This is a genomic window from Bacillus norwichensis, assembly GCF_014836955.1.
GTDB classification, from domain to species: domain Bacteria; phylum Bacillota; class Bacilli; order Bacillales; family Bacillaceae_C; genus Siminovitchia; species Siminovitchia norwichensis.
The window spans coordinates 16,726-29,054 of sequence record NZ_JACSPV010000026.1 but is presented as its reverse complement, the minus strand read 5'-3'; the positions used below and the strand labels follow the sequence as shown (position 1 = coordinate 29,054).

Sequence of the window (12,329 nt, the reverse complement as noted above, 5' to 3'; positions counted from 1 at the left end):
CGAAAAACGAATGGCATGCTTACAAATGCTCCGCTTTCCTGTTGTATCCTACCCCATTGAATTCTTTACTTTACAAACAATCTGTAATAATGTAATTAAGAATTAACGTGAGAAATTTTGAGGATGTGAGTGTTTTGGAGGGCAGAGAACAACTTGAAAAAGCTCGGGAGCGGATTATCGAAGTTATCGCTAAAAATATTGACTTGTATGGAATGACACATTCTGCTGGAAGATTATATGGAACGATGTTTTTCCATAGTAAACCGTTGACGCTGGATGAGATGAAAGAAGAATTGGGAATGAGCAAGACAAGTATGAGCACAGCTGTCAGAGCCCTGTCCGATATCAAGCAGGTGGAGCGGGTCTGGAAAAAGGGTGTCAGAAAAGACCTGTACCAAGTAGAGGAAGATTGGTACCAGGGTTTCATAGACTTATTTTCTATCAAGTGGAGGAACGCTGTTTCCATGCATCTTACTGCGATAAAAAAATCACTGGCGGAATTGAAAAAGCTGGTTGAAGATGAAAATATCAGCTCAGAAATCAAAGAACTTGCCATGATAGACATTGATAAATTGGAGTATGCATATCATTATTATGAATGGGTTGACCGAGTGGTCGAAGCATTTGAAAACCACGATATTTTTGAGCTTGTACCGAAACACTTATAGGTGGCGAGGCCTTAAGTATAGGGACAACTTTTCCGGTGGAGAGAAGACGATTTGTTTCTATCACTTACCTGTGGATAAGACTTTTTCTGACAAAAAGACAACTTCACGCTTTGTTTTGTGTTTTACTTATTTTGTTTTAGATGTTTTCCTTGTTTTATTGTTGTCTGCGTTGAAATTTGTTGTTATATCAAGTCTTTCAGCACTTAACTAAATGGTGTGATAGATAACATTTTGGGTGCCAGTCATAACACTTTTGGTGCGAACTATAACATTTTTTGGTTCCACCTACAAGACATGGTGTGGATTATCACCGGATGCGGAACGGTATTGAGGCTTCCCCATCTCGTTGAAAGATAACATCTTAGGTGTGTTTAGCCATTATGAAATGAATATAACAATATTTTTCTTTTGTTATAGTAAAAAGTTTGTCATAATGTCATTGTTCATGGCATCCATTGAATTGGTTGAGTCGATTAAGGATAATATTGTCACTGAGTCCAATGTCCCGATTGAAGCCAACTATAAGCTAAGCTCGGTGTTGTGGAGCAAAAAGATTATATTGGTTCTGGCGAGCAATATTCAACCTTCGGATGATGATTTTAAGACATATACTTTCCCCATCGGGATCGGGCCATTTTGTTGAAGATCATTAAACATGGATAAGATTGGATTTATTAAAAATACGATAAGAAATGCTTATTGACATTTATATGAAATGAATAATTTTAAGTATTAATAGTCCAAGTTATACTTTTAGTTGGGAGATGAATTGGAGAAGGATGGTGTTTTATTATGTTGTATTCATTCACTGGAATTGATCATGTTCAATTAGCTGCACCAAAAGGAAGCGAAAATAAAGCACGGAGTTTTTTCAATGGTGTTCTTGGCATGGAGGAAATCCTAAAGCCCGAAAACCTGGTGAAACGTGGCGGTGTTTGGTTTAAATGTGGAGCGCATCAACTTCATATAGGAATTCAGGAAGATTTTATACCCGCCAAAAAGGCACATCCAGCTTTCCACGTTGAAAATTTAGAAGGGCTGCGCGAGCAGATAATTGAAAAAGGGATCAAAGTCATTGAAGATGAACCACTCGAAGGCGCTAAACGTTTTTATGTAAATGACCCATTCGGTAATCGCCTGGAATTCCTTCAATGGATTAAATAATCCTGCTGTTAGTTAGAGCACTACAATATGTTTGATTTAAGCCCAAACTTTATAAAAATTTTCGATAATGTTCCGCGGTTAAAGGACGCTTTTGTGGAACAACACAGGTAGAAAATGATCAAACTTATTTTAAAGAAACATCTGCTGCTTCTCCCTATATATCTTTAAGTCTAAACTTACAGAGTAATCCTAATAAAAATAATGTCTGTCTTCAGGCTCGTATTCGTAATCAGCTTCTCCTGATACTGATTCAAGCTTTTGAGGCTCTTCGGAATTTGATTTTCTACCTTTAAATAAATTAAAGATCCTTTTAATCATTGCTTTAAGCACCTCCCGCATCGTTTTAATCTTACGAATAATATGTATCATATTTTAATATTAGGTAACCATTAAGTGGATGTAGATCCCTAAAAACATTTCGTGCATCCTTCACTTAAATAACCTCTGACAATCTTTCAACGAGTTCCTCCTTCGTTATCTCTCTAATTACGCAAATACAGCAATTGCTTCCTTTCTAAGAAATAAAATGATAGGATCTATTTACCTATTCAAGGAGGATAAAAATGGATAAAAAGAAATACTTTATACTTTTTCCGCCATTTCTTATGCTGGGAATTGTACTAATTATTGTACTCCCAGAGCATCGCACATTTTACGCATTTTTGGCGATTCCTGTTTTTTGGATTACATACTATTATTGGATTTTCATAGAAAAAAAGAAACGGAAGGAGTACCATTAAAAATATTTATCTCCTCACATGCACCTTAAAGTTAACATTTTCAACAAAATTGTTTCTGAAAAATAGATGACGGCTTATATTCAAACGGTTTTTTACCATCTATCTCAACTGAATAATGAGCTCTAATTTCAATGCTCATCGTTATCGATCTTAAGATGCTTTTTTGCTATGATAAAAAACGGAAGAGGAGTTAAACCATATGAAGAAAGCAAAGATTGTTTTATTCATCTTACTCTTAATGGATCTTTTCTTCTTAGTTAATTACTTCATTAACTGGGGTTCTCAGTTAAATGCACTTTGGGTTGCAATTTTCCTTATTGGAATCATTCTTTCTATTATTACCCTTAGAAAACCAAAAGAAAAACTGGATGTTGACATATTATCTATCGGCGTGCTAGTTTTAAGCGTTTCTTCCATAGGTGGGTATATTTTTAATTTTTATCTTACACACTTTTTTGGATAAACAAAAAAATTGGTCAAGGCTATATGTTTTACTTTGAACTTTGCAGGGACGTGTTGCTTTAGGATAGAGAGCAACGTAAACTACGATTCCTACACACGCACCTTAAAGAAATTAGGTACAGCCAATATTAATTGTTAGCAAGACATGCTTTTTTCTGCTGGAAATTTGCATAATTTAAAAATGGAGGGATATACGTGCAAACGGAAAAACTTGAAACGCGTAAAGGAAGAACATCTTATTTTGACGGAGGACTATTACAGTACATAGGCTGGGTTATTCTCGGCACGCTTGTCACAGTTTGCACCTTCGGCATTTGCTACCCCTGGTCTATTACGATGATCTATGGATGGAAAATTAATCATACTGTCATCGAAGGAAAGCGAATGCAATTTCATGGTTCTGCAATTGGATTATTTGGACATTGGATTAAATGGTGGTTCTTTACAGTCATTACATTGGGTATTTATGGATTTTGGGTATTTATAAAGTTAGAAGACTGGAAAGCTCGTAATACTACTTTTGTTAATTAATGCCCTGCCCTTTGGCGCCTGTCTATCAAATAAAACGGGAATGCTGAAGAGATATTAAGTTTTTCTCTATTCAAAACTTAATATCCCCTGGTTACCTGCAAAAATACTCTGTATAACATATACTATAAGTTTTCTTTCTTATTCTAAATGTAGTATATGATTCTTTATAGAATAGAGATGATGACTGAAGCATTGCTCATTTTTTGGTCAATCTTGGATGATGCATTTTATTATTTGTTTTATAGATTCCCTGACTAAGATGATTGTTTTAATATTTATGTCATTTAAATTTTTTCGTATTCATACCTGCTTAAGCACGCAAACCTGCATTAAAAATTTGAAGACAATCAGATCCTAAAAGGAGTTTTTCAAAATGGAAAAATCTACAAAACCAACAGATTGCCCAAAATGTGGTGGAAAAGAATTAGGCAAGGGGAAACATACAGGGTATGGAGTTATGTACCCGGATGGTAAGATGGGCCTCGGTTCAAATGTTGAATACATTCTTTGTACTGATTGTGGGTATATAATTGAAAGCTATGTAAAAAAACCGGAAAAATTCAAAGGCACACTTTTTTAGGAGAGGTGTAATTCACAGGTTTACATACACTCGAAAAATCATGATCTTAAGCCCGGTCGGCAACACCGGGCTTTTTCGCGGAATGAGGCAATTTTTTTTACTCAATCACTAACATATCATTTTCATCAAATTTCCAATCTTCCCCATAAGCAACCTCCCAATAATAGCCGTCAGGGTCTGAAAAGTATCCGCTATATCCACCCCAAAAAACAGGTTGAGGTTTTTTAACAACTGTCCCTCCGGCCTGTTCAGCTTTTTCAAAAATACGATCCACTTCTTTAACGGATTTTGCGTTATAAGCAAGAGTAATACCTGGGAAACCTGTTCTAACCGGGGCTTCCTGTTCATTTATATCTTTTGCCAACTCATTTAAAGAATATAATGCTAATTTACTTCCCCCATTATTAAAGAATACAATGCCTGGATTCTCTTCATCCACCATCGTGTCAAAACCAAGACCGTCCCTATAGAATTTTAAAGACTGATCCATGTTTCTTACACCAAGTGTTATCAAATTTATTCTGTTCATATTACTCATCCTCTTGTTTTATTTAATTATTCAAATTTTAAGCCTTTTAAGCAAAAAAAGCGACCTATTCTCATCAAGAAGAGGTCATTCTTGTAAACGACTGTTGACTGTGTAAGTTCATGTACCAAAACCAAGAATTCCATGTGAACATATTTACCTAATAACTGCACCTGTCTCTGGTCCAACATAAATATTTCGTTTACCGCGGCTCGTCATGATTGTGACGACATTAGGATACGGCCTGTCCAGAATATCATAAGTGAGTCCGCCGTACTTGGAAGGTGTAAGGCTCCAATCAGAATTCTTCTTGACCGGCTGGACTCCGAGCTTATATGTTCGCCATGTATTTGCCCCGGCAGGCAGATGAACCGTCTGCTTTTTAACAGCTGGTTTGGAAGGAGTGGCTGGGGTGCTAGCTGGTTTATTTGCTCTCATTTTGTTAAGCAATTCAAGATTTTTCCCTGAGGAAAAGTCATATCCACTGACCCCGTATTGTTTAGCAAGCTTCTTGCGATTTTCCTTGCTGGAATCCATACCGATACTTTTAAGATAATCCACGATACTGGTTCCGCTGTAACTGCTGGATGGCTTATTTTGAGTTGGTACAGCTGGCTTGGAAACAGGTTTATTTATGACTTTTTTCATACCGAGATACTCCGCCACGCCTTCAGCAATCGCCTTTCCAGCAGCATCAAGGATCTTATCATCCCTCATTTTCTTAATATCAATGCTTGAATCCATATAACCTCCCTCAATCAGGATCGCCGGCATCTTGGATTCTCTAAGCATGTGAAAATCTGCTTTTTTCAGCCCCCTATCTTTCAATCCATAAGCTTGAACCAGCTTCCTTAGAACAACGGAAGCCAACTTTTCGGCTTGTGGCCAGATTCCTAAGTAAGTGTAAATTTCTGTACCTGTCCATTCACCCCAACTACCAGTATTAGCATTGTGATGAACTGAAATAAGAATATCTGCACCCCAAGCATTAGCTTTATTTGTTCTAGTAATTAGCGGTACATCTGTTTTGCCAGTTGAATCATCCAGCCTCAACAGAGAAACGCCTTGATATTGCTTGAAATATTTAATAGCTGACAAAACGACTTTATTGTTAAAATTCCACTCATACTCCCCTGCTGGTGTTCGTTTGCCTGCTGTTACTCCGAAGCCGCCATGCCCTGCATCTATAGCAATCTTTATCATTATTGATCCTCTCCTTGCTATATTAAATGCGCTTTATGCACCATCCGGACAGGCGACTCTCTTAGTTCCTTTGTGGATTTTTTGTAAGAAAAGACAAGCAGCATAGTCTAGCGCGGGCAAACAAGACGATTCGCGAGGAGGCATAGCTCTCACCACTACTTGAAAGCGGCTAGGTGGTGGACAAAGATAAACCCTTCCTTTGAATTAAATTTTCCATAACAAGCTATACCTTGCTTATAAAAAAGAGCAACGCATATGCGTCACTCTTTCTCAATCGTACTTTTTGTCCCTGAATATAATCCGGAAGCTGATAGCCCTAACATGACTCCAACAAGGATGCCCTGCTTTAAATCAAACTCTGTCACATAAACAATTCCAATGATTATGCCAAGAGCCAATGAGATAAAGGGCAAAATCTTACAAGGGACACCTGCCCGCTTGAAGACTTCCACCAGACCGACAATGACTGGAATGATTGCTATGTCGTAGATTTCAAACACCTTCTCTCACCTCCTACGACATAATATGAATTGCTTGTCTTTACAGTTACAGCACACGTCTTGGAATCTAAAAAGATAAGAAAACACACTATTTCAAGTAACTTAAAAGTTAAACCTTAACATAAAATGATATAGTTAAAATAACTGAGAGTTCTTTTGAAGTAGGAGAGCATTTAGGCGGAGAATTTGTGTAAATGAGGTGATATTTTGAAAATGCCAGAAGTATATCTGATCGGCGAATTAAGGATGAAAAACTTTGAAATATTTCGTCTTATGCATAGCAAAAAAGATGGCTGGAATTATACAATAGGATTTATTGTAATAGAAGATTGCAATAGAAAAACCCGGATTGAAGATTACCCTTTTTTAATCGATGTCTATCAAAATCAATCAAATAATTTTGAAGCGAATGATAACCTCATAAAAGTTAAAGCAATCGTTACTGAGGATTTGAATGAACATGATGCTGATGTAATTGAACATATTAGTGTAAGTTAGTTGAATTTAAAGAAAATACAGATTGTCTTTTTTCAGTTGTTATAAAGGCTGATTTAGATAAATGGATAGAACACTACAGGAAAATCCATTTAAGGTTTATAATGAATTATTACAATTTACAGAGGCAAAACCAAACGTAGCAAATTTCCATAAAGAATCTCTATAAAGGTTTTTTCAGGAATGACCAACGTTCTTTTTGATAATTCAAACCCTCAGCCACTTCACAGATAACATGATTTCTAGCGGTCACCGGCAACAGTGGTACAAACTGCTTACAGGTTCAGCAGGCATCTTCGACTCGTTGACCAGAAAGTCGGAAAGGAAAACTACTGCGGCAACTAGCAATTAAGAAGTATTTGTGTATCTTGGGAAGATTATACTTTTGCTTTTTGGTTTTATGGACGAATAGAGCATATATCCATATCTGCGGCAATTAATATAAAAACATTACGTGGGTAGAAGCAAATAGTGAAAAAAGATAAATCTCGATCTGCGGATCGGGCTTGTTTTATTTCTAAAAAGCCTTCACTCTAGAGGCTGGTTAATTTTGAAAAATAATGGTAAAATACCCAAGTTGCAAAAATTCTATAAGGAGCAAAAACATGAAAAAAATATTTGGTAGTATCATATTACTCTTAACTCTTCTAGTTTTCAGTGGGTGTGGGAGTAAAGAAGAAACAAAAACCTTTATTTCTAATCAGAACGGAATTGATATGGAATTAGTTTACACTTACAAAGGGGATAACGTTTCAAAACAAACGTCCAACAATACAATACCGTATTCTGCATTAGGAGTTGCTACAAAAGAAGAAGCACAAGCAGTATTAGATCCAATTTCGACAAAATATCAAGGATTAGAAGGCGTCGAGCAGAAAATTGAATATAAAGAGAATGAAGCAGTCGAAACATTATCTGTAGATTTTGGAAAATTGGATTTCGATAAAGCTAAAAATGTTCCCGGTATGGACTTCTCTGGAAATACAAATAATGGTGTGAGTATGAAAGAATCTGAAAAAATGCTTCTGGAAGATGGTTTTGAATTAAAAGAGTAATATTCGCATTTTGATTACTAATATTGTTGATATACAGTGATTAGAAAAAGCCCTCACATTAGAGCTATTTTTTATTACATTTTCTCTACATATTGCGGATTAGCCATCATATACGAGCTTGTAGATTTTTGATCATCTACAATAAATTACCAATAATAAATATATCTAATAACCATAAGCTCGACAGAACGTCGGGCTTATGGTTATTTGTCGATAGTTGTAAGCAACGAAAGCATTGATCGGCATAGTATTAAAATATTTCTATGGACTTCATTTGTATTTAAAGTGACAGGCACATCTGGTTGTTTAAGACTATCGAAAAAACCTTATTTGAGTTAACGAATCAGGTTGAGAAAAAAATCCTAAAATAAAGATTTTATTGGAGGCGTAGCAATGAAGCGTTGGTGGTACTGGTTGTTTAGTGCGGTACTTTTCGGATTTATTCTTATAACTCGTGGTTTATTTTCCTCTTATAAATTGGAGGGAGAACACCCAGGTTCATTAAATGAATCTTTATTAAGTATTTGGTGGGGCTGTATTGCTGTTTTAGTAGTATTGTTATTTTTTAAGTGGAAAAGTGAAAAAAGTTGATAAGTCTGTTAAGTGTCATGTTCAAACAAACGAGTGCGTCAAATTAAGAAAATCCTAATAAAGTCTTTAAGGTGCTTCCGAACTTAATTGCAAGCGGTAAAACAGCTTAACCACCGTTATGCTGTTTCATGGCTTTTGGCGTAACTTCCCTACGAGGAGAGGCAGTTGTACCAGGTAACTTAATATTTTGACCAAGATAAATCCAGTTTGGATTTTTAATGCCTTCATCTTGACACACCCTTTAACAGTCGCTTTGTATTTTTTAGCAATAGCTGTCAACGTGTACCCTGCCTTGACATGTGAGGAGCAAAAAATAATTTTCGAAATATGTTATAACTTAAGCATCATTAAAAAGTGGTGATATTTATGAAAGAATTTTTATCCAGTTTTTTATTAATAGTAAGTTGGTTTATATTTGCAGTAAGCCTATACCTGTTTGTATGGACGCTTATAATGCCTTCCATTGCACTTGTCCCTTTTCTCATATCCCTGATTTTAGGTATGATATGCTTTTATTTTTCTAAAAGACTGAACGTTAAATATAAAGTAAATTTCTAAGTTTTCAAGCCTGATGGTAGATGTGTCATTCGCATCTGGATATTACACATCTACCTCAATTTGAATCATATGCTGGCGCCGTATCTCTTCTGTTTAGCCTATTACTGCTACAATCTTCTCCTCCCTTGCGATTGCCCCTCTCCTTTTCTAATCCTGCCGTTCCTTCCGAATCAATTTCTTTGCCAATTAAGCCATCCGCTTTCTTGTTTCCTGTCACCATCCCATTTATCAAGTCATTCGTAACCTTGGAGTCATTCCCTTCAGTATTACATTGTAAGCTAACGTAAATATGAAATTCGCACAAGAAATATAAGGCTATGATAGCATGCAGGGCGCTTGCGTTTTTGTGCTCATGTGTCAAAAAATGAACAAAAAAATACTGCCCGAATACATGGGCAGTATTTTAAAGTGGTGTTTTTTTAGGGGTGAAGGCACTTTTTAACTCATATTCTCACCATTCACCCCAAACATCTAGCTTAATAAAGGGTCATATACTGTTCTCGTTCCCAAGGGTGTACTTGTGTCCGGAACATTTGCCATTCTATTTCTTTCGTTTCAATGAAATTATCAAAGATGTGTTTACCTAAAGCACCCTTAATGATTTCATCATTTTTCAATTCATGGAGCGCTTCTTCAAGGTTGTGTGGCAGATCTGCTACTCCTTCTTCCTCACGCTCTTGTTTATTCATATTATAAATGTTTCGATCAACAGCAGGCGGAGGTGTCAATTGATCCTTGATCCCGCTTAAACCTGCCTGCAATAGGACTGCCATCGCCAAATATGGGTTAGCTGTTGGGTCCACGCTTCTGAGTTCAATCCGTGTGCTTTGTCCCCTTGATGAAGGTACCCTAACCAGCGGACTGCGGTTCTGTGCAGACCAAGCGATATAGCAAGGTGCTTCATAACCCGGTACAAGACGCTTATAGGAGTTAATGGTCGGGTTAGTGATGGCTGTAAAGCCAGGAGCATGTTTGATAACCCCTGCCATGAACTGGTATGCTGTTTCGCTTAGTTCCAGTTCTCCGTTTGTATCATAGAAAGCATTTTTCCCATTTTTGAACAAGGACATGTTAAAATGCATTCCGGAGCCTGCAACCCCAAATAATGGTTTTGGCATAAATGTGGCATGAAGACCATGGTTCCGTGCAATTGTTTTAACAACTAGCTTAAATGTTTGGATATGATCACACGCAGTAACTGCGTCTGCATATTTAAAGTCAATTTCGTGCTGGCCAGGGGCTTCCTCGTGGTGGGATGCCTCAATTTCGAATCCCATCTCTTCAAGTTCAAGCACAATATCGCGGCGGCAATTTTCTCCAAGGTCCGTAGGAGCCAAGTCAAAATAACCACCGTTATCATTCAACTCAAGAGTTGGATCGCCTTTTTCATCCAGCTTGAATAAAAAGAACTCGGGCTCAGGCCCCAAATTGAAGTCTGTGAATCCGTATTGTTCCATTTCCTTTAAAACTCTCTTCAAATTGCTTCTCGGGTCGCCTAAGAATGGCTCTCCAGATTTATGATAGACATCGCAAATCATTCTAGCCACTTTGCCTTTTCCGGCAGTCCATGGGAAAATGACCCACGTATCAAGGTCCGGCACCAGGTACATATCAGACTCTTCGATCCGCACAAACCCTTCTATAGATGATCCATCAAACATCATCTTATTATCAAGAGCCTTTTCCAATTGACTGATTGGGATTTCAACATTTTTCACCGTGCCCATAATATCAGTGAATTGGAGTCTCACAAACTTTACATTTTGCTCTTCAGCAAGCTGCGCAATACTTTCTTTCGTAAATATTCCCATCGAACAAAATTCCTCCCGTGTGAAGCAGAATCACTCTGCAGTCATGACAAGATCTGCGGAGAAAAATATTACTTTAGTAATATAATTCCCACGTTTTCATCTGTCAAGTTTTTTTTCAAAAAATGACAGCAGTAAAATGCTGTCATTTATATATATACACTTAATTAAGCTTGATCAAACCTTTTTCAATTAAACGGTCTACCGCAGAGGCGATAGCAATCTTTACATGGGCGTATGTCAGGCCTCCCTGAACATAGGCTGAATACGGAGGCCGGATGGGACCGTCAGCCGATAATTCAATGCTTGCCCCTTGGATAAAAGCTCCGGCCGCCATAATGACTTGATCATTATAGCCCGGCATTTCGCTTGGAAAAGGAGTAACATGTGAATCAACTGGCGATGCAGCCTGAATGGCCTGGCAAAACTCTATCATCATATCAGCATTCGAAAATTGAACAGCTTGAATCAAATCAGTTCGGAAATCATCCCATTTAGGCGTCGTTTGAAGCCCGATCAACTCTAACAAGGCCGAGGTGAAAACTGCCCCCTTTACAGCTTGACCCGTCACATGAGGCGCCAAAAAGAACCCCTGGTACATTTCCAGAAGCGTATATAAAGAAGCTCCTGATTCGACTCCAAGCCCCGGAGATGTCATCCTGTATGAACAAGCTTCGACTAGCTCTTCTTTTCCAATAATATAGCCACCGCTTTTTACCAAGCCGCCACCAGGGTTCTTAATGAGAGAGCCAGCCATCAAATCAGCTCCAACATTACATGGTTCTAGCGTTTCTACAAATTCCCCGTAGCAGTTGTCAACGAAAACGATGACCTTTGGATCAATTTCCTTTACAAACCGGATCATTTCCTCGATTTCCTTAATTGTAAATGATGGGCGGTCATCATAGCCTTTTGAACGCTGAATGCCAATGACTTTCGTATTCGGCTTCATCGCTTGCGATACAGCCTCAAAGTCCACCTTTCCGTTCTCTTTAAGTGGTACAGCATTATAATTAATTCCAAACTCTTTTAGCGACCCGCTCCCATTTCCGCGTATCCCTACCACTTCTTCCAGTGTATCGTATGGTTTTCCCGTAATATATAATAGTTCATCGCCTGGACGCAATACACCGAATAAAGCTATAGAGATCGCATGGGTACCTGAAACAATTTGCTGCCGTACAAGGGCAGATTCCCCGCCAAACACATCAGCGTAAATTTTTTCAAGAGTTTCTCGGCCTAAATCATTGTATCCATAGCCTGTTGACGGAGTAAAATGGAATTCCCCGACTTGATGCTCCTGAAAGCTTCGCAGCACTTTGTACTGGTTTTCTTCAATAATGCGATCAATCCTTCGGTGGATGTCCGCTACTTTTTCTTCAGCTTGTTCAATGAAAGGCCTTAACGTTTTTTCATGCTGTAAATAATTATACATTTTGTTTTCAATA

The 12,329-nt window shown here is 37.7% G+C and carries 16 protein-coding genes and 1 pseudogene; 10 read left to right on the top strand and 7 right to left on the bottom strand.

Going from position 1 to position 12,329, the window contains the following annotated elements:
- Positions 1–134: 134 nt before the first annotated feature.
- The 3 genes and pseudogenes from H9631_RS14210 (at position 135) to H9631_RS14200 (ending at position 1,832) form a co-directional block, all read left to right on the top strand.
- Entirely contained in the window at positions 135–668 is a 534-nt protein-coding gene (locus tag H9631_RS14210; RefSeq protein WP_120118784.1) for a GbsR/MarR family transcriptional regulator, read from the top strand.
- Between the two features lie 445 nt (positions 669–1,113).
- A pseudogene (locus H9631_RS14205) lies at positions 1,114–1,290 on the top strand (RepB family plasmid replication initiator protein); the annotation flags it as partial.
- 170 nt (positions 1,291–1,460) lie between these two features.
- On the top strand, positions 1,461–1,832 hold the full coding sequence (locus H9631_RS14200) for a VOC family protein (RefSeq protein WP_191813885.1): 372 nt from the start codon (positions 1,461–1,463) through the stop codon (positions 1,830–1,832).
- 189 nt (positions 1,833–2,021) lie between these two features.
- Here H9631_RS14200 and H9631_RS22615 read toward each other — a convergent pair whose 3' ends face one another.
- On the bottom strand, positions 2,022–2,150 hold the full coding sequence (locus H9631_RS22615) for a hypothetical protein (RefSeq protein ID WP_263600718.1): 129 nt from the start codon (positions 2,148–2,150) through the stop codon (positions 2,022–2,024).
- Between the two features lie 245 nt (positions 2,151–2,395).
- Here H9631_RS22615 and H9631_RS14195 point away from each other — a divergent pair, with 245 nt between their 5' ends.
- From H9631_RS14195 to H9631_RS14180, 4 genes are all read left to right on the top strand, one after another.
- Positions 2,396–2,572, top strand: coding sequence for a hypothetical protein (locus tag H9631_RS14195; protein WP_191813883.1), 177 nt, complete (start codon positions 2,396–2,398; stop codon positions 2,570–2,572).
- Between the two features lie 199 nt (positions 2,573–2,771).
- Complete coding sequence (locus tag H9631_RS14190; RefSeq protein WP_191813881.1) at positions 2,772–3,035, top strand: hypothetical protein; 264 nt, start codon at positions 2,772–2,774, stop codon at positions 3,033–3,035.
- 194 nt (positions 3,036–3,229) lie between these two features.
- Positions 3,230–3,565 carry a YjgN family protein gene (locus H9631_RS14185; RefSeq protein ID WP_191813879.1) on the top strand — a complete coding sequence of 112 codons (336 nt, stop codon included), beginning with the start codon at positions 3,230–3,232 and terminating at the stop codon, positions 3,563–3,565.
- 373 nt (positions 3,566–3,938) lie between these two features.
- On the top strand, positions 3,939–4,145 hold the full coding sequence (locus tag H9631_RS14180; protein ID WP_191813877.1) for a transcription initiation factor TFIIIB: 207 nt from the start codon (positions 3,939–3,941) through the stop codon (positions 4,143–4,145).
- 97 nt (positions 4,146–4,242) lie between these two features.
- Here H9631_RS14180 and H9631_RS14175 read toward each other — a convergent pair whose 3' ends face one another.
- The 3 genes from H9631_RS14175 to H9631_RS14165 all read right to left on the bottom strand — a co-directional run bounded on the left by H9631_RS14175 (position 4,243) and on the right by H9631_RS14165 (position 6,374).
- The gene (locus tag H9631_RS14175) at positions 4,243–4,674 is read right to left on the bottom strand and encodes a VOC family protein (protein ID WP_191813875.1); all 432 of its coding nucleotides are present in this window, start codon (positions 4,672–4,674) and stop codon (positions 4,243–4,245) included.
- A 153-nt stretch (positions 4,675–4,827) separates the two neighbouring features.
- The gene (locus H9631_RS14170; RefSeq protein WP_191813873.1) at positions 4,828–5,874 is read right to left on the bottom strand and encodes an N-acetylmuramoyl-L-alanine amidase; all 1,047 of its coding nucleotides are present in this window, start codon (positions 5,872–5,874) and stop codon (positions 4,828–4,830) included.
- 260 nt (positions 5,875–6,134) lie between these two features.
- The gene (locus H9631_RS14165) at positions 6,135–6,374 is read right to left on the bottom strand and encodes a hypothetical protein (RefSeq protein ID WP_191813871.1); all 240 of its coding nucleotides are present in this window, start codon (positions 6,372–6,374) and stop codon (positions 6,135–6,137) included.
- A gap of 207 nt (positions 6,375–6,581) precedes the next feature.
- Here H9631_RS14165 and H9631_RS14160 point away from each other — a divergent pair, with 207 nt between their 5' ends.
- The 3 genes from H9631_RS14160 (at position 6,582) to H9631_RS14150 (ending at position 8,515) form a co-directional block, all read left to right on the top strand.
- Positions 6,582–6,872: a hypothetical protein gene (locus H9631_RS14160; protein ID WP_191813869.1), complete on the top strand. Its 291-nt coding sequence runs from the start codon at positions 6,582–6,584 to the stop codon at positions 6,870–6,872.
- Positions 6,873–7,474: 602 nt separating this feature from the next.
- Complete coding sequence (locus H9631_RS14155) at positions 7,475–7,924, top strand: YehR family lipoprotein (RefSeq protein WP_191813867.1); 450 nt, start codon at positions 7,475–7,477, stop codon at positions 7,922–7,924.
- A 393-nt stretch (positions 7,925–8,317) separates the two neighbouring features.
- Complete coding sequence (locus tag H9631_RS14150) at positions 8,318–8,515, top strand: hypothetical protein (protein ID WP_191813866.1); 198 nt, start codon at positions 8,318–8,320, stop codon at positions 8,513–8,515.
- Positions 8,516–9,128: 613 nt separating this feature from the next.
- On the opposite strand, the gene H9631_RS22385 is transcribed toward H9631_RS14150, so the two are convergent.
- From H9631_RS22385 to H9631_RS14140, 3 genes are all read right to left on the bottom strand, one after another.
- Positions 9,129–9,305 (bottom strand): hypothetical protein, encoded by a 177-nt coding sequence (locus tag H9631_RS22385; RefSeq protein WP_225221046.1) that lies wholly within the window; start codon positions 9,303–9,305, stop codon positions 9,129–9,131.
- A gap of 244 nt (positions 9,306–9,549) precedes the next feature.
- A complete protein-coding gene (gene glnA, locus H9631_RS14145; protein ID WP_191813864.1) occupies positions 9,550–10,884 on the bottom strand; it encodes a type I glutamate--ammonia ligase in 1,335 nt (444 codons plus the stop codon).
- Positions 10,885–11,044: 160 nt separating this feature from the next.
- Positions 11,045–12,316 carry a methionine gamma-lyase family protein gene (locus H9631_RS14140; RefSeq protein ID WP_191813862.1) on the bottom strand — a complete coding sequence of 424 codons (1,272 nt, stop codon included), beginning with the start codon at positions 12,314–12,316 and terminating at the stop codon, positions 11,045–11,047.
- Positions 12,317–12,329: the final 13 nt, after the last annotated feature.

What these genes read in the sequence shown, in the direction of transcription:
- H9631_RS14190 (WP_191813881.1), top strand. Translation starts at nt 2,772, where the DNA reads ATGAAGAAAGCAAAGATTGTTTTATTCATCTTACTCTTAATGGATCTT.
- H9631_RS14195 (WP_191813883.1), top strand. Translation starts at nt 2,396, where the DNA reads ATGGATAAAAAGAAATACTTTATACTTTTTCCGCCATTTCTTATGCTG.
- glnA (WP_191813864.1), bottom strand. Translation starts at nt 10,884, where the DNA reads ATGGGAATATTTACGAAAGAAAGTATTGCGCAGCTTGCTGAAGAGCAA.
- H9631_RS14180 (WP_191813877.1), top strand. Translation starts at nt 3,939, where the DNA reads ATGGAAAAATCTACAAAACCAACAGATTGCCCAAAATGTGGTGGAAAA.
- H9631_RS14155 (WP_191813867.1), top strand. Translation starts at nt 7,475, where the DNA reads ATGAAAAAAATATTTGGTAGTATCATATTACTCTTAACTCTTCTAGTT.
- H9631_RS22615 (WP_263600718.1), bottom strand. Translation starts at nt 2,150, where the DNA reads ATGATTAAAAGGATCTTTAATTTATTTAAAGGTAGAAAATCAAATTCC.
- H9631_RS14175 (WP_191813875.1), bottom strand. Translation starts at nt 4,674, where the DNA reads ATGAACAGAATAAATTTGATAACACTTGGTGTAAGAAACATGGATCAG.
- H9631_RS14150 (WP_191813866.1), top strand. Translation starts at nt 8,318, where the DNA reads ATGAAGCGTTGGTGGTACTGGTTGTTTAGTGCGGTACTTTTCGGATTT.
- H9631_RS14200 (WP_191813885.1), top strand. Translation starts at nt 1,461, where the DNA reads ATGTTGTATTCATTCACTGGAATTGATCATGTTCAATTAGCTGCACCA.
- H9631_RS14140 (WP_191813862.1), bottom strand. Translation starts at nt 12,316, where the DNA reads ATGTATAATTATTTACAGCATGAAAAAACGTTAAGGCCTTTCATTGAA.
- H9631_RS14170 (WP_191813873.1), bottom strand. Translation starts at nt 5,874, where the DNA reads ATGATAAAGATTGCTATAGATGCAGGGCATGGCGGCTTCGGAGTAACA.